The organism is Pedococcus sp. 5OH_020 (genome assembly GCF_027812955.1).
Taxonomy (GTDB): domain Bacteria; phylum Actinomycetota; class Actinomycetes; order Actinomycetales; family Dermatophilaceae; genus Pedococcus.
In genome coordinates this window covers 131,460-152,218 of record NZ_JAPYZV010000009.1, presented here as the reverse complement: position 1 = coordinate 152,218, position 20,759 = coordinate 131,460, and the positions used below count along the sequence as shown (strand labels likewise).

The window sequence follows — 20,759 nt, the reverse complement described above, 5'->3', positions numbered from 1 at the left end:
CTTGACGTGTCGCTGTCCGCCTTCCCGGGAGCCGACGCCCTCGTCGGCGTCGGCCCCGGTCCCACTGCCACCCAGCGCCGGGCGGCCCTGCGCGCCGCCCTCGCGGCCGGCCCCCTGGTGCTGCCAGGTGTCACGGACGCCCTCGGCGTCCGGCTGGTGGAGCGGTCCGGGTTCGCCGCTGCCTACGTCACCGGCGCGGGCCTGGCCAACGCGCAGTTCGGGGTGCCCGACCTCGGGCTGATCTCCCAGGAGGAGGTCGCCGCGCACACGCGCCGGCTCGCGGACGCGTCCACTGTGCCGCTCGTCGTCGACGCCGACACCGGCTACGGCGGACCCGTCACGACGATGCGCACGGTACGGATGCTCGAGCACGCCGGCGCGGCCGGCATCCAGCTGGAGGACCAGGAGATGCCGAAGCGGTGCGGCCACTTCGACGACCACAGCCTCATCCCGGCCGAGCACATGGCGGCCAAGATCGTCGCGGCGCGGCAGGCCCTCGAGGACCCCACGACCGTGCTGGTCGCACGGACCGACGCACGGAGCGTGCACGACATCGACGAGGCGATCCGCCGCGCGACTCTGTACGTCGAGGCGGGAGCCGACGTGATCTTCGTCGAGGCCCCGCGGTCGGTGGCTGAGCTGCGCTCAGTCGGCGAGGCGCTGCACGGTACCCCGCTCGTCGTCAACGTCGTGGAGGGAGGCAAGACTCCGGAGCTGTCGCTGGAGGAGTACGAGGGGCTCGGGTTCCGGGTCGTCCTCTTCGCCAACTACCTTCTGCGCTCGATGATCTGGGCCGGTCGGGAGGCGCTGGACCACCTTGCCCGTGCAGGCGAGACGGCCACCCGCGCGGACCGTATGGCGGGCTGGCAGGAGCGGCAGCAGCTGTTCAACCTTCCCGCGTTCACTGCGGCGCAGGCGTGGTACGACGACCCCACCCGCGTGGCGCCCGCTGGAGGCGCACGGTGAACACCGAGCCGGGCCTCGCGCCTGCGGGCCTGCCCGTCGAGAGGGAGCTGCCTGACCAGGTCGGGGTGCTCGTCCTCGGCGGAGGGATGGCGGGGGCCGCTGCCCTGCTCGCGGCGGCGGAGGCCGGACAGTTCGCGGTGCTGCTCGAGAAGACCGAGGCCTTCGGCGGGAGCACGGTGCGGTCCGCGGGCCTGTCGGCCTTCGCGGGCACCGAGGAGCAGGCACACCAAGGGATCGAGGACTCGGTCGAGCTGCTACGCCGCGACCTGATCGCCGTGGGTGGAGGAGTGAGCGACCCGGCGCTCGTCGACCTGTACTGCGCCAACCAGCTCGACACCTACCGCTGGCTGAAGCGCCAAGGCGTGCAGTACGGACACATCCACGCGGCCTCAGGCCAGTCGGCGCCCCGGTCGCACCCTTGCGACACCACCGCGGCGCTGCGCGCCCTGTTCACGTCCGCTGGCACACTCGGAGCGCGGCTGGTCACGAACGCTCGGGCCCGGCGGCTGGTGCGGCAGGACGCTCGCGTGGTGGGCGTCGAGGTGGAGCGCAACGGGGAGCTGACCCAGGTGCGCGCCGACGCCGTCGTGGTGGCCACCGGTGGCTTCAGCAGGGACCGGAAGATGCTGCAGCGCTATGCCCCGCAGATGCGCGACGCCCTCCTCGCGGGTGGTCCCGGGAGCTCCGGCGACGGGCTCCTCATGGCGTGGCAGCTGGGGGCTGGGGTCGTAGACCTTCCCTACGTCAAGGGCACGTACGGCCACTACTTCGAGGAGCACCCCGACGAGGACGGCACCGGCATCCTCGCTGTCTACAAGGGGGCGATCGCCGTCAACGCCGCCGGTCAGCGGTTCGTCGACGAGTCGGTCCCCTACAAGGCGATCGGCGACGCGAGCCTCGCCCAGCCTGGCGCGTGGACGTGGCAGGTCTTCGACGCCAAGGTGATGCAGCAGAGCGACGACGAGGTTCCCATCTACGACTTCGCCAACCGGGAGCGGGCGGGAATGCTGCAGGTCGCCGGCACGGTCGGGGAGCTGGCAGCGCGGCTGGGGACGGAGCCCGGGGTCCTGGAGGCCACCGTGGCCGCGTACAACCACCGCATCGACAGCGGCGAACCGGACCCGCTGGGGAGGGCGCACCTGTCCGGCGGCGTCGGGACACGCGTCCCGGTGGATACTCCGCCGTTCTACGCGCACCCGTCGGGGACCGTGGTGCTCGCCACGTACTGCGGGCTGACCGTCGACCCCTCCATGCGAGTCCTCGACGTCTTCGGCGAGCCCATCGAACGGCTGTATGCCGCCGGCGAGGTCGTCGGCGGCTTCCACGGGGCGGGATACATGACCGGGACGAGCATCGGCAAGGCCGCGATCTTCGGTCGCGTCGCGGGCACGGCCGCCGCGCACGAGAAGAGCGACCTGTCATGGTGAGCGCGCCGCCGGCCGGGGCACGAGCGCAGGCCAAGACGCTGTTCGACCTCACGGACCAGGTCGCTCTGGTCGTCGGCGCCGGCGCGGGCGGCCTCGGGGAGCAGGCAGCCCTCGCGCTGGCGGGTCACGGGGCGACCGTCGCGGTCGCCGACCTCGAACCGAACCTCGCTACGCTGCAAGGGATCGCTTCGAGCTGCGGCCCTGGCTCCACCGCACACGCCGTCGACGTCACGAGCGAGCAGTCCGTCCGAGCGCTCGGGGACGCCGTCGTGGCCAGCCACGGCCGCATCGACATCGTCGTCAACGCCGCGGGCGTCATGCTGCGCAGGGCCTTCGACGAGACCTCGGTCGAGGACTTCGAGCGGGTCGTCCGCGTGAACCTCACCGGGGCCTGGCTGGTCGGGCGCGAGTTCGGAGCCAGGATGCGAGCGGCCGGCGGTGGCCGCCTGGTGCTCGTGACGACGGTGTATGCCGAGCGCGTAGGCCCGGTGCCCGAGAGCGCGTACTACGCCTCCAAGGCGGGAGTCGCCAACCTCACCCGGTCGCTGGCCGCGGAGCTCGGTCGCGACGGTGTGACGGTCAACTGCCTGGCGCCGGCCGTCTTCTACCCGACCGCCATGACGGCCCCACTGGCCGGGGACCCCGGCCAGCTGGCGTGGTTCGCAGAGCGCACCATGCTCGGCCGGCTCGGGGACCCCACGCGCGACTTCGCCGGACCGCTGCTGCTGCTCGCCTCTCCCGCCTCGGCGTACATGACCGGTCAGGTCGTATACGTCGACGGCGGCTGGTCCGCCTGGTGACCTACCCACCCGTTGAAAGCTCACGACTCCCGACACCGACGAAGGAACCATGATGACGCACCGCTCCACCGCACTCGTGCTCCTGGACTACCAGGTCGCCCTCTGCGAGGAGGGACCACACACCCGACTGCCGGCCTTGGCGCACGCGGTGCGCGAGCGCGACGTCCTGACGAAGGCGGCCACGGTGCTCTGCGCGGCGCGGGCGGCCGGCGTACCGGTCCTGCATGTGAGGCTGGCATTCGACCCGACATTCCGCCTGCGGACCAACCGCTCCGCGCGCTTCGACGCCTACCCCAAGGACGGCGCGATGCTCGCCGGCTCCCCCGAGGCCCGGATCGTGGAAGCGCTCGCCCCGCGCGACGGCGAGCCGGTCATCGACAAGGGTGCTGTCGACCCGTTCGTGGGCACGCCGCTGCGCGAGGTGCTGGCTGCCGAGGGCATCGACCACATCGTCATCGGGGGAGTCGCCACCAACCTGGTCGTGGAGTCGTGCGCGCGCCACGCGACCGACGCGGGACTGCAGGTGACGGTCCTGGAGGACCTGTGCGCCTCCTTCTCCCCCGAGGCGCATGCCTTCGCGGTCGACACGACCCTTCCCATGTTCGCCACCGTGGCCAGCTCCGACCAGGTCCTTCAGGAGTGGTCATGACCACCCACCGTTATGACGTCGTCGTGGTCGGCGGCGGGATCGCCGGGCTGAGCGCCGCGGTGAGCGCGGCAGGGGTGGGCGCTCGGGTCGGACTGCTCGACCGTGCCAGTGAGGCAGAGACCGGCGGAAACACGCGTTACACCGAGGCGTACCTGCGGATGAGGTCGACCGACGAGCCGGCCGAGGGTTTCACCGACGCGCTCGTGGACGACTTCATGGGGCACCCTGACCCTGGCCTCACGGCCGACGCCGTCCTTGACCGGGACCGGCGCTCACCGCTGCTGCGCGCGCACCACGTGGTCGACCTCGACTACGTCGAGGCCTTCGCGGACAACGCCGGTCCGACGCTGCGCTGGCTCGAGAGCCACGGCATCGCGTTCGCCCAGCTGCCGACGCTGTTCCCCACTGTGTCGACCACCCGACTGGCTCCGGTGGGCGGTGGACTCGCGCTCGTCGAGACCCTCGGCAAGAGGGCCCGCGACCTCGGTGTCGACTTCCACTTCGAGACCACCGCGCGCTCGCTGGTCGTGGACCCGGCCGGTCGAGTGGCCGGACTGCACGCCGCCGACCACAGCGGTGCCGCGGTCCACTTCGTCGGAGCGGTGGTGCTGGCCTCAGGCGGCTACCAGGGCAACCCGGAGATGATGGCCAGGTACCACGGGGACAAGGCGCTCACGTGCCGCCCGGTCGCCCGGGGTGGCAACTACAACAAGGGCGAGGGCATCGAGATGGCTCTCGCCCTGGGCGCCGCTACTGCGGGCAACTTCGCGCTGTTCCACGCCGAGCCGGTCGACCCGCGCTCGGGCGACCCCGAGGCGGCCATCATGGCTTTCCCGTACGGCGTCCTCGTCAACGAGCAGGGTGAGCGGTTCGTCGACGAGGCGCGTGGCCCTGTGGACGCCTGGTACGAGCGGACGACGCGCGACATCCAGGATCAGCCGCACGGCATCGCCTGGCTGGTCCTCGATGCGTCGGCCAGCGCCGTGCCCACCATCCGCACGGCGATCCGCACCGTGGAGCCGCCGGTGAGCGGTGCCACGGTCGCACAGCTCGCCGAGCGCATCGGCGTCGATGCCCAGGCGCTGGAGGGGACGGTCGCTGCATACAACGCCGCCTGTCCGGAGGGTGAGTGGGACCCGACGCGTCCCGATGGGCTGGCCACCACCGGCCTGACCCCGCCGAAGTGCAACTGGGCCAAGCCGATCGAGGTTGCGCCGTTCGAGGCGTATCCGGTCATCGCCGCCAACGTCTTCACGTTCGGTGGGCTCAAGGTCGACGCCACCTCGCGAGTGGTCGACCGTGACGGGCGAACGATCGCCGGGCTCTACGCCGCAGGGGAGATGACGGGGCTGTACTACTCGAACTACACCGGTTCCACGTCGGTGCTGCGCGGGGCGACGTTCGGGAAGATCGCCGGCGCACACGCCGCGTCCCTCGTCGCCGCGGAGGGCTGAGCCGTGCGGATCTGGCATCAGAGCTTCACCGTCCTCGACGACGTGCCGCACTACCGCGACGCCCTTCAGCGGCACCTGAGCGCCGCCGCGTCCGAAGGCACCGAGGTGGACCTGCACGGGATGCGGCCGGGCACCTACCCCTCGGACTACCCCGGCACGCACATCAAGTACGCGTACCTCTCGGGCCTGCACAAGGAGCAGTTCGTCCGCGCCGCACTGCAGGCGCAGGACGAGGGCTACGACGCGTTCCTCATCGCGACCATCCCGGACACGGCGTACGAGGAGGTGCGCAGCCTCGTCGACCTCCCGGTGGTGGCGTTCGGACAGACGTCCGTCTTGATGGCGTCGATGCTGGGCGCCCGCGTCGGCATCGTGAGCTTCATCGCCGAGCTCGAGCCGCAGCTGCGTCGCAACATGCTGCTCTACGGGCTGGACCGGGTGGTGGGGCCCATCCGGCAGGTGGGCGTCGAGTTCTCCGACCTCATGGCGGCGTATGCCGAGCCCGCACCGCTGCTGGCGGCGTTCCGCAAGGCTGCCCGTGCGGCCATCGCCGACGGTGCCTCGGTGATCGTCCCGGGGGAGGGGCCGCTCAACGTGTTCCTCGCCGCCCAAGGCCTCAACCGCATCGACGACGTGCCGGTGCTCGACTCGCTCGGCACCTGCGTGCAGGTGGCCGAGCTCAGGGCTCGTCAGCACCGGGCCGGACTGGTGGCATCGCGGGTCGGCTTCTACGGCGAGCAGCCACCACGGGCTCTCGTCGACGCCGCCCACGACTTCTACGCGACCGCGTGGGCGCCCGCGCTGTGAGTGCGATGGCCCACGACGAGCAGGAGGACTGCATCGAGGAGGCCGAACGGGTGGAGGAGGTCGAACGGGTCGAGGTCGACCTCGCGGTCGCGGGTGCCGGTGCGTGTGGGCTCATGGCTGCGCTGCGCGCGTCGGAGAACCGTGACGTGGTCGTGGCGGTTCTGGAGAAGGACGCGCGCGAAGGCAGCAACGCCGCCGTGTCGAGCGGCAGTCTCGCTGCTGCCGGGACGCGCTGGCAGCGCGACGCGGGCATCAAGGACTCCCCGCAGCAGCACGCCGACGAGATCCTCGCCCAGAGTGGCGACGAGCGACAGCGCGACCTCGTCGAGGCGCTCTGCCAGGTAGCGCCGGATTACGTCTCTTGGATCGCCGACTCCGGGTACGCCCTGGAGGTGGGGGTCGACATGACGCGCAAGGGCATGTCCGTGCCCCGGCTGCACGCCGACCCGCTGCGTCGAGGTGGCGGGCCGCTCATCACGCACCTGCGGTCGCTCCTGGCAGCTCGCGACAACGTCGCCCTGATGGAGGACGCACCGGTGCGGTCCCTGCAGGTGTTCGGGTCCGGGCCCGCCGTAACGGTCATGGGCCTCACGGCACGCCAGGGGCGCCGCCAGGTCGAGGTCGCAGCCGGTCGGGTGGTCCTCGCCACGGACGGCTTCGCGGGGAACCCCGAGCTGATGCGCCGCCACTGTGCCGCCCTAGGGGATCCCTTCTTCGGCGGCACCAGCGCGAGCACCGGTGACAGCGTGGCCTGGCTCGAAGAGCTGGGCGTGGAGTTCGTGAACATGGGCGCCTGCTTGCGGCACGGTCAGGTCACCGTCGGTCACGGGACGCGCGTCAACCCCAACCTCCCATGGCTGGGGGCAGTTCTGGTGAACACCGCCGGCCGCCGGTTCGTGGACGAGCAGGCTCACGGGTACTCGGGGCTCGCCGGCGTGATCCAGGCACAGCCGGGTCAGCGGGCCGCCATGGTCTGGGACGCCCAGGCGCAGGAGACCGCCCGGCACTCGGAGATGATGCGCGAGTCGGCTGAGGCGGGCGCGATCCGCCAGGCGTCGGATGTGGCGGCGCTGGCGTCCGCCTTGCGAGTGGACCAGCCAGTGCTCGAGGAGTCGCTGCGGCCCGTCCTGGGGCGCAGGTCCCTTCAGGCGCCGTTCCACTACGCCTGGCTCACGCACGGCGTGCTGACCACACAGGGCGGCGCGGCGATAGACCCCCGCGGACGGGTGCTTCGGCCCGACGGCAGCCCGGTGCGCGGGCTACGCGCGGGTGGAGGCGTCGCGGTCGGACTGGCGGGTGAGAGGTCCGAGGGCTACAGCTCGGGGAACGGGCTGCTGGCGGCCTTCGGGATGGGATGGGTCATCGGAACGGAGGTCGCCGCTGGCTGACCTCCCGTGACGGCTGGACAAGCCGCCCATTTCGCCCCTACGGTCGTCCCGCCGGGCAAACGCTCGGACTCTCAGCCGGGGAGGGGCCTCCGGCATCACGTGCCGGCCAGGGGCCGGGACTGGAGAGCCACGTACGGTCATCCGAAGTCGGGGGGTTCCTCTCACCATGAGATCACGCCGAATCGCACCAGCTCTCGCGGCCGCCGGGCTCGCGGCGGCCATCATCATGCCGGCCACGCTGAGCGTCGCGCCGTCGGCGTCCGCCGCAACGGGCACGACGATCAACAGCAGCTATATCGCCGACCCGGGCTTCACCCGGGTGGACGGCTCCACGTGGCTGGTCGCGGGGACAGGTGGCAGCCGCAACGGCGCGAGCGACGGGATCCTGCCGATCTTTCGGCGCAGTACCCCCACGGGCACCTTCGCCAAGACGGGAAACATCTACTCGACCAAGCCGGCTGGCTACGCGGGCTTCTGGGCCCCGCACATCGTCAAGCGGGGCAGCTACTACTTCGCCTTCTTCGCGGCCAGCAAGAACGGCGCGAAGCACTGCGTGTACTGGGCCTCGTCACGCAGCTACTGGTACGGCTACAGCGCGCCCCATCAGCTCGCCTGCGGGGCCGCCGCGGGCTGGGAAGCCATCGACTCATCCGTCTACGTGACCAGCGCCGGCAACAGCTACCTGGTCTGGAGACGCGGCAACATCCGGGCGTTTCCCATCGGCGACTACGACATCAACGCCCGGATGCTGACGTTCAGCGGAAGCGCAGTGGGGTTCACCTCGGGATCGCAGGTCGACAACCTGCTGCACCGCGTCAACGACAAGGTCTACGAGGCCCCGTCGCTGCTGCGCCACGGCGGCCGGGTCTGGCTGTTCGTCTCGCGGGACCGCTTTGACACCAACGCCTACCACACCGACGTCTACGTGGCCGACTCCATCCACGGCACCTTCCGTTGGGTGAAGACGCTGATGAAGGAAGGCCAGGGCTACGGGCACGGTCCCGGCGGCGCCGAGGTCACCACGGATGCCACGGGAGGGACCTGGATCGCCTGGCACGTATGGGACCGAGACAAGCCCACTCCCAGCTCGCCCGGTGCCCGGATCACCAAGACCGCCCAGCTGCGCTGGGTCAACGGCCTTCCAGCCGTCTAAGGGCTTCATCTGCGGCCAGCAGCCTAGCCCTGGTGTCACATGGGGAAGTCGCTGGGGTACCAGGCCCGGTAGTCGTGCAGCTGCTCGGCGCCACCGTTACCGCGCAGCTCGTTCTCGATGCTTCCTGCCGCCTGCTTCAGCCTGCTGATCCACCCCTTCACGGTGCGGCCGGAGACGCCGCGCGGCAGCTGCGTCAGGCGCACCACCATGGAGATGTCACCCTCGGGGTTGTGCACCGGCACCACCACGGAGCCCACGTCGTAGAGCTCCTCGTCGGTCAGGTCGACGGTGGCGAAGAACCGCGACATGCGCGCGACCACCGCTCGCACCGCTCGCTCCCGCGCCGGGGTCAGCTCGCCCGAGGAGTACTCCTGCATCGCCTCGTGCAGCTCACGGTAGGCCGCCTCGCCACCCGGCGCGATCATCGCCAGCGCGGCGCCGCGGGCCGCGACGACGTCCAGCCGTTGACGGTACCTCTGCAGGACCTCGGGTTCCTGCGACGACGCCTTGGCCAGCCAGTGCTCCACGACCTCCGGCGACTGGCCCGCGATGTACGCCTCGCCCAGGGGTGGCATGAGCGGGATGCGGTCACCGAGGCGCTCCCGCATCGACGCGCACCCGCCGTACGAGCTCATCGCGGTCGTGAGCTCGTCCTCGTTGAGCCCCACGAGCACGGCCGCCTCGCACTCCAGCTGCTGGGCCAGCCGCTCGATGTGCGGCCGTGCCGGGTCCGCGAGCCGGACGGCGGCGATCAGGTCGGCGTCCCCCTTGGCCGCCATCCCGCGCGGGCTGAAGCCGCCGTACCCGCCCTGGAAGAAGAGCAGCGGGGTCACCGGCCGGGACACCTCCATGCCGCGCACGTCGCACAGGACGATGAGGTGGTCACCGGCGGGCACCGCAGCCTGCGGCATGCAGTGGATATGGGCCACGGCGTCGGTGAGCATCGGTGCGCCGTCCGCTGAGAGCGTCCAGTCGACGCCGTCGAACTTGTCGTCGCGAGGCACCGCCATACGCCGGCACAGGTCGAGCTGGTCGTGCGCCAGGACGTTGATGCAGTATGTCGGCGAGTTGGCGAGCCGGGCGTACGTGCGGGAGCGTTCAGTCGGCATGAAGGCCACGAGCGGCGGGTCGAGCGACACCGCGCTGAACGTGCCCACGACCATCCCGACGGGCTGGTCGCCGTCGAACCCGGTGACCACCGCGACGCCGGTGGGGTAGTGCCCCATGACCTCGCGGTACACCGCCGGGTCGACGGCACTCGACTGCTGGGCCAGTGTGCCGGTCATGACGCCACCTCCACGTCCTTGCGTCTCTGTAGTGATTACTACAGAGAAAGGTACGACGCGGCGCCCCTGGACGCAAGGGTCGTCTCATGAGGGTGCATCAGCTTCAGCGAGGTCCCTCGTCTTTGTCCATGTAGCGAGCGATACACCCGTGTGACACCCCGCTGTCCAGCCGCTGTGGTAGACAGTACCGGTGGCGAGGAAATCGGAGCGGCGGCACAAGCAGGGCGAGGAGTCCCGGCTGGCGATCCTCGACGCCACGCTGGCCATCGCAGCGGAGCGCGGCTACGACGGCACGACCGTAGCGCTCGTGACAGAGCGGACCGGACTGCCGGCCAGCTCGATCTACTGGCACTTCGGGAACAAGGACAAGCTGTTGGCCGCCACCCTCGAGCACAGCTACCGCGAGTGGCGTCGCACCGCGCCGACCTGGGCGCCGCGCGCGGACTCCGGGGACCTCCTCGAGCGGGTGGAGGGCCGGTTGCAGCGCGGCGCCCGGGCGCTCGCACAGAAGCCCGAGTTCTGGAGCCTCGGCCTCATGCTCGCGCTGCAGCAGCGCGTCAAGGAGCCTGCGGCGCGGGTCCTCTACAGCCAGGTCCGGCAGGAGACCGAGGACGCCGTCGCGGGGTGGTGGCGCGAGGTGCTCGAGGACGACGCGGTGTCGGCGGACCCCGCACTGCCCCAACGGCTGGCGAAGTTCTACATGATGATGATGGACGGCCTCTTCCTTCAGGTCAGGGTGACCTCGGCGCGCGACGTCCGGCGACACGTGTCGCTGTTGGCACGAGGCCTGGCAGGTCACCTTCAGGCGACAGGGCTCGCTTCATGAGCCCCCGCGCGCAGACCGGTGGGGTTCCGGACGGCGCCCGGTCCAAGGACAAGATCCTCGCTGCTGCAGCGCAGCTCGCGAAGGAGCGCGGCCTCCACGGCGCCACGATCGCCGCGGTGAGCCAGCGGTCGGGCCTGCCCGCCAGCTCCATCTACTGGCACTTCTCCGACAAGGACGCGTTGTTCGCGGAGGTCATCCGGACGAGCTTCGCCCAATGGCTCGGGACCGTGCCGCAGTGGACAGCACCGGATGCGGCGACCCTGCACGAGGGGCTGCAGTCGATCCTCGGCGCCTCCACCCGCACGCTGCGCGACGTGCCCGACTTCCTTCGGATCGGCATGCAGGTGCTCCTCGACCAGCACGACGAGCACGCCTCGGCCCGCGAGGCGTTCCTCGCGATCCGGTCGCAGACCGCGGCCATGATCACGGCGTACGTCCGACAGGCACTGGGCCCCGACTCGGACCGGACGCTCGCCGAGGACCTTGCAACCCTCGTCATCACCTTCAGCGAGGGACTGCTCGTCGGCTCGCAGGTGTACGCCGACTGGGACCCGGACGAGTACCTCGAGGTCTTTCTCGGCATGTTCGACCACGCGGCGTCGAGCCGCGCGCAGTCCGCCAGCCGAGCGGGCTGAGCGGCCGGCGAGGGACGTGGCGGCGACCCCGCGGGCCGAGGAAGGCCGGGCTCGGTTGGACGAGGCCAGGTTCGACACGCGCTCGGTGCTCGGGAAGGTCATGACCGTGCTGACGTCCTTCACCGTCGAGGACCACGGGGTGACTCTCGCGGAGCTCACCCGACGCACGGGCCTGCCGAAGGGCACTCTCCACCGCGTCCTCGCCGACCTCGTGGAGGTGCGGCTGCTCGACCGCACCGAGGAGGGATACCGCCTCAGCGGCCAGGTGTTCGAGCTGGGGATGCGCGCGTCGGTCGAGCGACAGCTCCTCGAGGTGGCGACGCCCTTCATGGAGGACCTCTACGAGCGGACCCACGAGACGGTGCACCTGGCCGTCCCCGAGGGGCAGGAGGTCGTCTACGTCGCCAAGATCGGTGGTCACCGGCAGGTCCGGTCCCCATCGCGCATCGGCGGACGGATGCCCTTGCACTGCACCGCGATCGGCAAGGCGCTGCTGGCCAGCTCACCGCCGCAGCTGCTTGAGTCGGTGGTGGCCCAGGGCCTCGCGCGCAGGACGCCGAGGACGATCACGGCACCCGGGATGCTGGCACGTCAGCTGGCTTCGGTGGTCGAGACCGGGATCGCGTACGAGTACGAGGAGTCGGCGGTCGGGATCGTGTGTGCCGCCGCCGCGGTGCTCGACCGCGAGGACCGTCCCATCGCCGCGGTCAGCGCGACGGGTCCGGTCACCCGGTTCCATCCCGAGAAGCACGCTGCCGCGGTCCGAGCCGCGGCCGCGGGCATCTCCGCGACCCTCGCCCGACGCTCTTCCCTGCAGGACCACCGCTCTTGACCCCAGGTTCCACTCAGTGGAACGACGTGGTGGAACCGGCACGCACCAGGCGTCATCGTGGGAGGCCCCCACCACGAGAGGACCAGCGATGACCACAGCAGCGCAGCGCGACGACGAGCGCGTCTCGGTCGCCACCGTTGCCGCCGACCGGCTCAGGCGAGCCGCAGAGACCGGCGTGCCGTGTGCCCCGGTGCGCGACGTCCTCGGTGACCGCAATGTCGCCCTCGCGTACCGGACCCAGCGGATGCTCACCCAGCGCCGGCTGGCCGAAGGGGGCCGGATCGTCGGTCGCAAGATCGGTCTCACGTCGCCCGCCGTCCAGCAGCAGCTCGGCGTAGCCCAGCCGGACTTCGGTGTGCTCTTCGGCGACATGGACGCGTCAGGCGCTGCGCCGGTATCCACCGCCACGCTGCTGCAGCCCAAGATCGAGGCGGAGGTGGCCTTCGTCCTCGGCAGCGATCTTGACTCCGACCACCTCGACCTCGACGCCGTACGAAGTTCCGTGGACTATGCAGTGGCCGCGCTGGAGATCGTCGACAGCCGGGTCGCCGGCTGGGACATCCGGATCACCGACACCGTGGCCGACAACGCCTCCAGTGCGCTCTACGTGCTCGGCGAAGACCGGGTGACTCTGGACCGGTTCGAGCCGCGCGAGGTCGTCATGACGATGACCGTGGACGGCAGCGTCGCCTCGGAGGGCACAGGTGAAGCCTGTCTGGGTGACCCGCTGGAAGCCCTGCTGTGGCTTGCCAGAACGTCGCGAGAGCTTGGCGATCCGCTTCGGGCGGGCCAGCTGGTGCTCTCCGGAGCTCTGGGCCCCATGGTGGCGGTCCGCGCGGGCAGCAGCGTCCGTGCAGAGGTCTCCGGCATCGGCAGTGTCAGCGTCACGTTCGCGGGAGAGGACGAGCAGTGAGCAGGGTCAAGGTAGCCATCATCGGCTCCGGCAACATCGGGACGGACCTGATGTTCAAGGTGATCCGGCTGTCCGACAGCCTCGAGATGGGAGCCATGGTGGGGATCGACCCCGGCTCCGACGGTCTGGCCCGGGCAGCCCGGCTCGGCATCCCCACGACGGCGGAGGGCGTGGACGGGCTCATCGCGCTCGACGGGTTCGCCGACATCCAGATCGTCTTCGACGCCACGTCCGCGAAGGCACACGTCGCCAACGCGGCCAAGCTGGGGGCATACGGCAAGAAACTCGTCGACCTCACTCCGGCCGCGATCGGGCCGTACGTCGTGCCGGCGGTGAACCTCGAGGCGCACCTGGAGCGCGACGTCCACAACGTCAACATGGTGACGTGCGGCGGGCAGGCGACGATCCCGGTCGTCGCGGCGGTGTCGCAGGTCACCGACGTGCCGTATGCCGAGATCGTCGCCTCGATCGCGTCGAAGTCGGCGGGGCCGGGTACCCGCGCGAACATCGACGAGTTCACCGAGACGACCGCTGCGGCGATCGAGCAGGTGGGTGGCGCGGCGCGGGGCAAGGCGATCATCATCCTCAACCCTGCCGACCCGCCGCTCATCATGCGCGACACGGTGTTCTGCCTCATCGGTGAGGCCGACCATGACGCCGTCCGCGGCTCGGTCGAGCAGATGGTGGCGAAGGTCGCGCAGTACGTCCCCGGATACCGGCTGAAGCAGAAGGTCCAGTTCACGCCGATCGGCGCCGATGAGCCGGTGCACACGCTCGTGCCGGCAGGCAGCCCTCGGGTGACCACCAAGGTATCCGTCTTCCTGGAGGTGGAGGGCGCCGCCCACTACCTCCCGGCGTATGCGGGCAACCTCGACATCATGACGTCGGCGGCGCTGCGGGTGGCGCAGAGCATTGCCGCCCGCGTGGCGCAGGCACCGGAACCCGCTGCCGCAGAGGTGATGTCATGACCACGCACGTCCCCGAGCTGTACCTGCAAGACGTCACTCTCCGGGACGGCATGCACGCTGTCCGTCACCGGATCACGCCGACCGACGTCGGCCGGATCGTCAGAGCGCTCGACGGCGCCGGTGTGGACGCCATCGAGGTGGCGCACGGCGACGGTCTCGCCGGTGGCAGCCTCAACTACGGGCCCGGCAGCAACACCGACTGGGAGTGGATCGAAGCTGCGGCGGCGAACCTGAGCCGGGCGAGGCTGACGACGCTGCTGCTACCTGGGATCGGGACGATCGCAGAGCTCAAGCACGCGTACTCCCTTGGCGTGCGGTCGATCCGGATCGCGACCCACTGCACCGAGGCCGATGTCGCGGCCCAGCACATCGCGACGGCGCGGGAGCTCGGGATGGACGTGTCGGGCTTCCTCATGATGAGCCATCTGGCCCCCGCCGCCGAGCTCGCAGCCCAGGCGAGGCTCATGGAGTCGTACGGCGCGCACTGTGTCTACGTCACCGACTCCGGCGGCCGGCTCACCATGGAGGGCGTCCGCGAGCGCGTGCGCGCCTACCGTGACGCGCTGGACCCGTCGACGCAGGTCGGCATCCACGCCCACCAGAACCTGTCGCTGGCGGTGGCGAACTCCGTCGTTGCCGTCGAGGAGGGTGTGACGCGCGTGGATGCGTCGTTGGCTGGTCATGGCGCCGGAGCGGGGAACTGCCCGATCGAACCATTCGTCGCGGTGGCGTCGTTGCAGGGGTGGCACCACAGCTGCGACCTGTTCGCGTTGCAGGACGCCGCGGAGGACCTGGTGCGGCCACTGCAGGACCGCCCCGTGCAGGTGGATCGGGAGACGCTGACGCTCGGCTATGCGGGGGTGTACTCGAGCTTCCTTCGACATGCCGAACGCGCCTCCGCGGAGTACGGCGTCGACGTGCGCACCATCCTGCTCGAGGTCGGCCGTCGCGGGCTCGTCGGCGGCCAGGAGGACATGATCGTCGACATCGCGCTCGACCTCACCGGAGCGCTTGTCACGGCAGCGGGGTGACGCAGCGATGAGCGGGGTTCGTCAAGGCGGCGTTCGGCTCGCGACGCGGCATTCGACTTTCGCGCCCACCTCAGCGGCATGCGCCGCCCCGGATCACAGCGCAACGCCGCGGGACCACCTCAGCGCGCGAGGTAGCCGCCGTCGATGGGGTAGTAGGCGCCCGTCGCGAACGATGCGGCGTCACTGGCCAGCCACGCGACCAGCTCGGCGACCTCCTCCGGCTCACCGATGCGCTGTAGAGCGTGCTGCGCCGCCAGCCCTGCAATCATCTCCTCGGTGAGGTGGGCGTCGATCAGCGGGGTGCGGATGAAACCGGGACCCACCGCGTTGACGCGGATGCCGTCGACGGCATGCTCCCAGGCGGCAGCCTGTGTCAGGCCGACGACCCCGTGCTTGGCGGCGGTGTACGCGCTGGCGGTGGGGAAGGCGACGACTCCGAGGATCGATGCCATGTTGATGATGGAACCGCCGCGGCCGGAGGCCTTCATGGCGCGGATCGCGGCCCGCTGGGTGTAGAACACGCCGTCGAGGTTGACCCGGAGCACCTGGTGCCAGGCGTCGTCGGTGTAGTCGCCGCTCGTGAGGGACTCACCCCCGATGCCCGCATTGCAGACAGCGATGCTGACGTGGCCCAGGGAGCGGACGACCTCGTCCATCGCTCGCTCCACCGCGGCCGAGTCGCTGACGTCCACGACCGCACCGTGCATCCGATAGTCGTAGTCCTCGAGCTCTTTGAGCACGAGGTCGATGGCTTCCTGCTCGCGGTCCCAGATCGAGATATCGGCACCCGAGCGAGCCATCACGTGGGCGCACGCCCGACCGATACCGGAAGCTCCCCCAGTGATGACGGCGGTCTTGCCGCCCAGTCCATAGCTGTTCATCGTCAGTCATCCCTTTCCTGGATACCGACCAGCCTTGTCCTGCCACTCATCCCGGCCCAGGGTCGTTGGTCCCGAAAAGCCTCGGCGTTCTCGAGAGTCCTCCGCGTTCTCGAGAGTCCTCCGCGTTCTCGAGAGTCCTCCGCGTTCTCGAGAGTCGGGCGCTCTTCCCGTGCGAGACGGTCGGCCCTCACTCGTCACCAAAGTCGACCACGTGGACAGGGCAGCGGGCGTGCGCGAGGCAGTACGCGGCGACCGTACCGTCGTGGTCCAGGTGTGGCTGGTCGGCGCCGACGACGAGGCCCATCGCGGCAAGGCTCCTGTCGACGAGGAGCTTCCCGGGATCGCCCCACGGTGCCTCGAAGGTGGCCCGCACTCTGGGGCGCCCATGCAGCGCGCGAAGCGCTGCCGCGAACGTCGCAGACTCAGCGTCTGCTCGGGCCTCACCGGTAACCCTGCTGGAGAGCACCTGGACGAAGCGCACTCCGGCTCCCAGCTCCCTTGCCAGCTTGACCGCCGCCGCCGCGATGTCGCTCGCGGAGCCGTCATTCGTCATGCCGGCTACGACCTCGCCCAGGTCGGCCTCGGCCGACGGTGGCGCATCGTGGTTTCCGTTGTCTCTCATAGCCGGAGCATGCAGCGTCCCTGGCTGTCGCACCCGGGCAGAAGGTCCCGTCCCTGCGCGCGCAGCCTGATCCAGGTCATCTCCGACAGGTCCCCGGGGACTCCAGCCCGTCCTGGAGCCGGCGTCGTAGCCGTCGGCCTCGAACGCGACGCGCTGCTGGTCGACTGCCACCTGGATCTTGGAGTCTCCGAGGGCTCTGAAGCAGACGTCCATCCCCATCATGGTGTGGTTCACGGGAAGCACGGCGATCTCGCCGTCCAGGTCGAAGGCCACCCTGCCGGCTCTCGGCCGGATGCTGATGCCCACGTAGGTGGCTCGTGTCAGGGGTGGGTGGATGGCACGACGACGACGGGGCAGCTCGCCCGATGGGCCGTGTGGATGCTCACCGAGCCCAGGAGGAGACCCGCGAAGCCGCCGCGACCGCGGGTTCCGACGACCACGAGCCGTGAGGAGGGTGAGGCCTCCACCAGGATCTCGGCGGCCTGCCCGCGCACCACGGTCGGGCTGACGGCTACGTCCGGGTACTTCTCGCGCCATCCGGCAAGCATCTCGGAGAGCTCCAGCGTCTGGGTCTGCGACATCGCGACCCATTCGTCCTCCCACGAACCGCCCGAGAGGAAGGGATCAGGCTCCTCCCACCACCACGTGTGGACCGGAACCAGCTCCGCCCCTTCGGCGGAAGCCTGCGCAAAGGCCCACTCCAGCGCCGGCGTCGAGTGCTCGGTGGCGTCGACGCCTACGACGATGGGCCCGTCGACATCCCAGGTCGCGGCGTGGGGGGTGACCATGACCGGACAGTGGGCATGCGCCATCAGCTTGGCTGCGGTGGCCCCACGCAGCACATCCACCGTCTGGCCGAGCCCCGCGGAGCCGAGCACCACCAGCGACGCGGTGGCGCTGGCTTTGACCAGCAGGGCGGCTGGGTCGTCGACCTGAACGGCGTAGGTGATGTCGAGGTCGGGAGCCTGCTCAGCGGCGCGGTCGCGGCGCCGCCGTAGGAAGTCCAGCTTCGTCGCGAGATACTCCCGGGTGTAGGGCACGAGCCCGACGCCCGTGGCGAAGACCAGGTGAAGCGGCCGGTGGGAGACTCTGGCCTGCTTGACGCCCACGTCGACGGCACGGTCACTGGACGGGTTGTGGTCAACGCCCACCACGACCGCTTGGCAGGGTTGAGTATTCATGGTGTTCATGGCTGACTCCTCTCCCTCCGTAGGATGGCGGGCGCTCCCCGCCAGCAGCAGGGCCGAAGGTCCCGCCGGGCCGTGGGCGCTCAGCAACGCGGGACTTTAGGCCCTCCTCGGAGCGGGCGTGGAGCGGGAACCTGAGCCCAGGCCGGTCAGCGCCACCTGCGGGCTCCGCGAGCGTCTCGGCCATGACTTCGGAGGACCGTCATGACTCAGCAGGAGACCACGCACCAGGAAGCAACACAGCAAGACACCCGCCGTCAGGAAGCCGCGGTGCCGGCCAAGGGAATCGTCGTCGGGTATGACGACTCGCCCGGGTCCGAGGTCGCCCTTGACTGGGCAGCGGTGACGGCACAGAGGTGGGGGACTGCATTGAACGTCCTGCACTGCGTCGATATGGCGACGGTGGCCTATGGACCGGCGTACACCCTGGACGAGCTGTCGGCCGATCTGGCACAGGCCGGTCACGACATCGTGGCCGCCGGGGTGGACCGCGCCAGGCGGACAGTCGTGGGACCGTCCCAGGTCAGTGGCCTGATGACGATCGGTAGTCCCGCCGCGGAGCTCGTGAACGCCTCGAAGGACGCGGACCTTGTCGTTACCGGCAGCCGTGGTCGAGGACGTATGGCGGCCGGGCTCCTGGGCTCGGTCTCCTTCGCCGTCACGGCACACGCATCGTGTCCGGCCGTGGTCGTACCCAGTGACCACCCAGTTCACCCCGACGCAGATCACCCCGTCGTCGTCGGCGTGGACGGATCGCAGGAGGCGATGCGAGCGCTCGACCTGGGAGCCGAGCTGGCCGCGCTCTGCGGTGCTGGTCTTCGCATCGTCACCGTTGCCCACATCTCCTCGCCGGACTCCTTCGCCTATGTCGAGACGGTGAAGGCCGGCAGCGAGCACACGCATGACGTGCGAGAGGCAGCTGAACGCACGCTGGCCGACGCTTCCACTCGAGCAGGCGCCGCGTACGGGACCATCTCCATCGAGACCGAGGTCCTCTACGGCTCTCCAGGCCATACGCTGAGCCAGCTTGGTGAGCACGCCGGCCTGATCGTCGTCGGCAGCCGGGGCCGTGGCGGTTTCGCCGGCCTGGTGCTGGGTTCGGTCAGCCACACAGTGATTCGCGAAGCCGGCTGTCCCGTGATGGTGGTTCCAGGCTGACGGTGAAGGGTCCCTCCAAACCGTCCACCCAGAACGGCCAGGCCGCAGCGCCTCCCACTCCCGCAACCCCATCGAGGCAGACTCCACTGAGTTCGAGGCAGGCTCCACTGAGTGGCCCGTCTTCTGTGATGCATCCTCCTGTGATGCATCCTCCCGAGTGGGAGACGCGACTCAACCAGAAGGCGTGTGGCTGAACCCGAAGGCGTGTGTGGGGCAGCGCACGTCACTCGTGCGGCGGTCGTCCCGACACCGACCGGGGGAAGGTTCCTACGGCTCGCGTCCCGACACCGACCGGGGGAAGGTTCCTACGGCTCGAGGGTCCTTCGCGATGGCTCGTGAGGTTCCTCCCGATGGCTGGTGTCCCTTCAGCCGAGCTGATGCCAGTCGTGACGCGCGAGAAGGGCGAAGACCGCGAGGGCCGGGACGGCATACAGCCAGAAGCCCCAACCGAAGAGCAGCAGCAGGGCATGGAAGGCGAGTACCGCCACCCAGGCCCATCGCGCAGGCTTACCGCCGGCCAGCAGGACGACGCCGATGCAGCCCTCGCCGGTCGCGAGCAACGCTGCCCACAGGACTGGGTTCGCCATGACGACGTCCGCCCAACCGGCGCGGACGAAGCCGAAGAGCCCGCCATCCGCAAAGTGTCTGTAGATCTCGGCGTCCGCGATGGCGAGGCCGGCGTTGATCCCTGCCATGCACAGGTAGAAGCCGCCGACGGCGCTACTGACACCGGGGCGGTTCCGTCCTCCTCCGGAGCCGGCCAGGCGCCGTCCGAACGCCCATGACGCCGCCTTCTCCCGGATTCCACCGACCACCATGACGTTGCGTGACATGGCTTTCCACCTCCTGACCTCATCCTTGCGACAGCCACGCAGGGCACTCCAGGGACGATGGTCCCGCGTTGGGGCGACGACCTGGAGGTGCTCTCCGTCGTCCCTGGGACCTTGGGCCCTGTGGCAGGTTCACGTGCCGGCGGACGATGAGGGCGAGGGTCCGATTCATGGGAGTGCCGTTGATCCAGAACCGCGTGATTGCAGGAACCGCAACGGCGCCCGCGCCCTTGGTGGGTTCAGCCGCCCAGGCGCGAGCGGCTCTGCGCCGGTGGTTCCTCTGGACCACTGCTGGTGAGGTGGCCGGGTTCACCGTGCCAGCCGTGACGGGGGTACTGACGGTGACCTCCCCGGCGCCGGCGGCGTGGTCGGCGTTGGTGCTGGCCGGGGCGATCGAGGGCGCCGCCCTCGGTTGGGCTCAGGCGAGCGCGCTACGTCCACTGCTCCCCAGGATCGACCGTCGAAGGTTCACCGCGCTGACCTCGGTTGCCGCAATGGTTGCCTACGCGGTGGCCATGACTCCCTCGGTGATGGGCGAGCGGCTGCTGCAGACACCGGCGTGGATCGTCGTCCCAGCTTGCGTGGTCGCGGCCACGGTCCTCCTCGGTTCGATCGGCTTCGCGCAGTGGCTCGAGCTCCGGCGCCTGCTGCCGCACCCAGCCAGCTGGATCGGGTGGACCGCACTGGCGTGGACGCTGGGGTTGTCGTCGTTCATGGCCGTAGCCGTACCGCTGTGGCACGAGGACCAGGCGGCCGCCGCTGCCATAGCGGTCGCGGTCACCGCTGCCTTCGTCATGGCTGTCGTCGTGGCGCTCGTCACCGGCGCGGCACTCCTGCGGCTGGTGCGCAGGATGCCGGCGCAGCTGGTGCGCCGAGACCATCCGGAGCCGGACCATTCGAGCCCGACCACCACGTAGACAGGACAAGCCGGACCACCAACGTAGAC

General features: G+C 70.2%; 21 protein-coding genes. 16 read left to right on the top strand and 5 right to left on the bottom strand.

What is annotated here, in order from left to right; translation table 11 throughout:
- The first annotated feature begins 6 nt into the window (after positions 1 to 6).
- From PHA84_RS17035 to PHA84_RS17000, 8 genes are all read left to right on the top strand, one after another.
- Positions 7 to 966 (top strand): isocitrate lyase/PEP mutase family protein, encoded by a 960-nt coding sequence (locus PHA84_RS17035; RefSeq protein ID WP_270889333.1) that lies wholly within the window; start codon positions 7 to 9, stop codon positions 964 to 966.
- The gene (locus tag PHA84_RS17030) at positions 963 to 2,393 is read left to right on the top strand and encodes an FAD-dependent oxidoreductase (RefSeq protein WP_270889332.1); all 1,431 of its coding nucleotides are present in this window, start codon (positions 963 to 965) and stop codon (positions 2,391 to 2,393) included. The genes PHA84_RS17035 and PHA84_RS17030 overlap by 4 nt, the downstream gene beginning before the upstream one ends.
- On the top strand, positions 2,387 to 3,193 hold the full coding sequence (locus tag PHA84_RS17025) for an SDR family NAD(P)-dependent oxidoreductase (protein ID WP_270889331.1): 807 nt from the start codon (positions 2,387 to 2,389) through the stop codon (positions 3,191 to 3,193). The genes PHA84_RS17030 and PHA84_RS17025 overlap by 7 nt, the downstream gene beginning before the upstream one ends.
- 52 nt (positions 3,194 to 3,245) lie before the next feature.
- Positions 3,246 to 3,842, top strand: coding sequence for a cysteine hydrolase family protein (locus PHA84_RS17020; protein WP_270889330.1), 597 nt, complete (start codon positions 3,246 to 3,248; stop codon positions 3,840 to 3,842).
- Positions 3,839 to 5,296 carry an FAD-dependent oxidoreductase gene (locus PHA84_RS17015; protein WP_270889329.1) on the top strand — a complete coding sequence of 486 codons (1,458 nt, stop codon included), beginning with the start codon at positions 3,839 to 3,841 and terminating at the stop codon, positions 5,294 to 5,296. Before PHA84_RS17020 ends, PHA84_RS17015 begins: the two co-directional genes overlap by 4 nt.
- Positions 5,297 to 5,299: 3 nt before the next feature.
- The gene (locus tag PHA84_RS17010; protein WP_270889328.1) at positions 5,300 to 6,103 is read left to right on the top strand and encodes an aspartate/glutamate racemase family protein; all 804 of its coding nucleotides are present in this window, start codon (positions 5,300 to 5,302) and stop codon (positions 6,101 to 6,103) included.
- Positions 6,085 to 7,491 (top strand): FAD-dependent oxidoreductase, encoded by a 1,407-nt coding sequence (locus tag PHA84_RS17005; protein WP_270889327.1) that lies wholly within the window; start codon positions 6,085 to 6,087, stop codon positions 7,489 to 7,491. The genes PHA84_RS17010 and PHA84_RS17005 overlap by 19 nt, the downstream gene beginning before the upstream one ends.
- 166 nt (positions 7,492 to 7,657) lie before the next feature.
- The gene (locus PHA84_RS17000) at positions 7,658 to 8,644 is read left to right on the top strand and encodes a family 43 glycosylhydrolase (RefSeq protein WP_270889326.1); all 987 of its coding nucleotides are present in this window, start codon (positions 7,658 to 7,660) and stop codon (positions 8,642 to 8,644) included.
- Positions 8,645 to 8,679: 35 nt separating this feature from the next.
- On the opposite strand, the gene PHA84_RS16995 is transcribed toward PHA84_RS17000, so the two are convergent.
- A complete protein-coding gene (locus PHA84_RS16995; RefSeq protein WP_270889325.1) occupies positions 8,680 to 9,930 on the bottom strand; it encodes a flavin reductase family protein in 1,251 nt (416 codons plus the stop codon).
- A 190-nt stretch (positions 9,931 to 10,120) separates the two neighbouring features.
- Between PHA84_RS16995 and PHA84_RS16990 the strand changes: the two genes are divergently transcribed.
- The 6 genes from PHA84_RS16990 (at position 10,121) to dmpG (ending at position 15,135) form a co-directional block, all read left to right on the top strand.
- Positions 10,121 to 10,756 carry a TetR/AcrR family transcriptional regulator gene (locus tag PHA84_RS16990; RefSeq protein ID WP_270889324.1) on the top strand — a complete coding sequence of 212 codons (636 nt, stop codon included), beginning with the start codon at positions 10,121 to 10,123 and terminating at the stop codon, positions 10,754 to 10,756.
- Entirely contained in the window at positions 10,753 to 11,391 is a 639-nt protein-coding gene (locus tag PHA84_RS16985) for a TetR/AcrR family transcriptional regulator (protein ID WP_270889323.1), read from the top strand. Before PHA84_RS16990 ends, PHA84_RS16985 begins: the two co-directional genes overlap by 4 nt.
- 16 nt (positions 11,392 to 11,407) lie before the next feature.
- Positions 11,408 to 12,223, top strand: a complete 816-nt coding sequence (locus tag PHA84_RS16980; protein ID WP_270889322.1) for an IclR family transcriptional regulator — start codon at positions 11,408 to 11,410, stop codon at positions 12,221 to 12,223.
- 88 nt (positions 12,224 to 12,311) lie between these two features.
- Positions 12,312 to 13,136 (top strand): 2-keto-4-pentenoate hydratase, encoded by an 825-nt coding sequence (locus tag PHA84_RS16975; RefSeq protein WP_270889321.1) that lies wholly within the window; start codon positions 12,312 to 12,314, stop codon positions 13,134 to 13,136.
- Positions 13,133 to 14,104, top strand: coding sequence for an acetaldehyde dehydrogenase (acetylating) (locus tag PHA84_RS16970; RefSeq protein WP_270889320.1), 972 nt, complete (start codon positions 13,133 to 13,135; stop codon positions 14,102 to 14,104). Before PHA84_RS16975 ends, PHA84_RS16970 begins: the two co-directional genes overlap by 4 nt.
- A complete protein-coding gene (gene dmpG / locus PHA84_RS16965) occupies positions 14,101 to 15,135 on the top strand; it encodes a 4-hydroxy-2-oxovalerate aldolase (protein ID WP_270889319.1) in 1,035 nt (344 codons plus the stop codon). The genes PHA84_RS16970 and dmpG overlap by 4 nt, the downstream gene beginning before the upstream one ends.
- 119 nt (positions 15,136 to 15,254) lie before the next feature.
- Here the strand turns inward: dmpG and PHA84_RS16960 are convergent, their stop codons facing one another.
- From PHA84_RS16960 to PHA84_RS16950, 3 genes are all read right to left on the bottom strand, one after another.
- Positions 15,255 to 16,016, bottom strand: a complete 762-nt coding sequence (locus PHA84_RS16960) for an SDR family NAD(P)-dependent oxidoreductase (protein ID WP_270889318.1) — start codon at positions 16,014 to 16,016, stop codon at positions 15,255 to 15,257.
- A gap of 187 nt (positions 16,017 to 16,203) precedes the next feature.
- Positions 16,204 to 16,944 carry a pyridoxamine 5'-phosphate oxidase family protein gene (locus PHA84_RS16955; RefSeq protein WP_270889317.1) on the bottom strand — a complete coding sequence of 247 codons (741 nt, stop codon included), beginning with the start codon at positions 16,942 to 16,944 and terminating at the stop codon, positions 16,204 to 16,206.
- 14 nt (positions 16,945 to 16,958) lie between these two features.
- Complete coding sequence (locus PHA84_RS16950) at positions 16,959 to 17,828, bottom strand: universal stress protein (RefSeq protein WP_270889316.1); 870 nt, start codon at positions 17,826 to 17,828, stop codon at positions 16,959 to 16,961.
- A gap of 201 nt (positions 17,829 to 18,029) precedes the next feature.
- Here PHA84_RS16950 and PHA84_RS16945 point away from each other — a divergent pair, with 201 nt between their 5' ends.
- Positions 18,030 to 18,983: a universal stress protein gene (locus PHA84_RS16945; protein WP_270889315.1), complete on the top strand. Its 954-nt coding sequence runs from the start codon at positions 18,030 to 18,032 to the stop codon at positions 18,981 to 18,983.
- A gap of 365 nt (positions 18,984 to 19,348) precedes the next feature.
- Here the strand turns inward: PHA84_RS16945 and PHA84_RS16940 are convergent, their stop codons facing one another.
- The gene (locus PHA84_RS16940) at positions 19,349 to 19,816 is read right to left on the bottom strand and encodes a hypothetical protein (RefSeq protein WP_270889314.1); all 468 of its coding nucleotides are present in this window, start codon (positions 19,814 to 19,816) and stop codon (positions 19,349 to 19,351) included.
- 167 nt (positions 19,817 to 19,983) lie between these two features.
- On the opposite strand from PHA84_RS16940, the gene PHA84_RS16935 reads away from it, so the two are divergent.
- On the top strand, positions 19,984 to 20,730 hold the full coding sequence (locus tag PHA84_RS16935; RefSeq protein ID WP_270889313.1) for a hypothetical protein: 747 nt from the start codon (positions 19,984 to 19,986) through the stop codon (positions 20,728 to 20,730).
- The last annotated feature ends 29 nt before the right edge of the window (positions 20,731 to 20,759 follow it).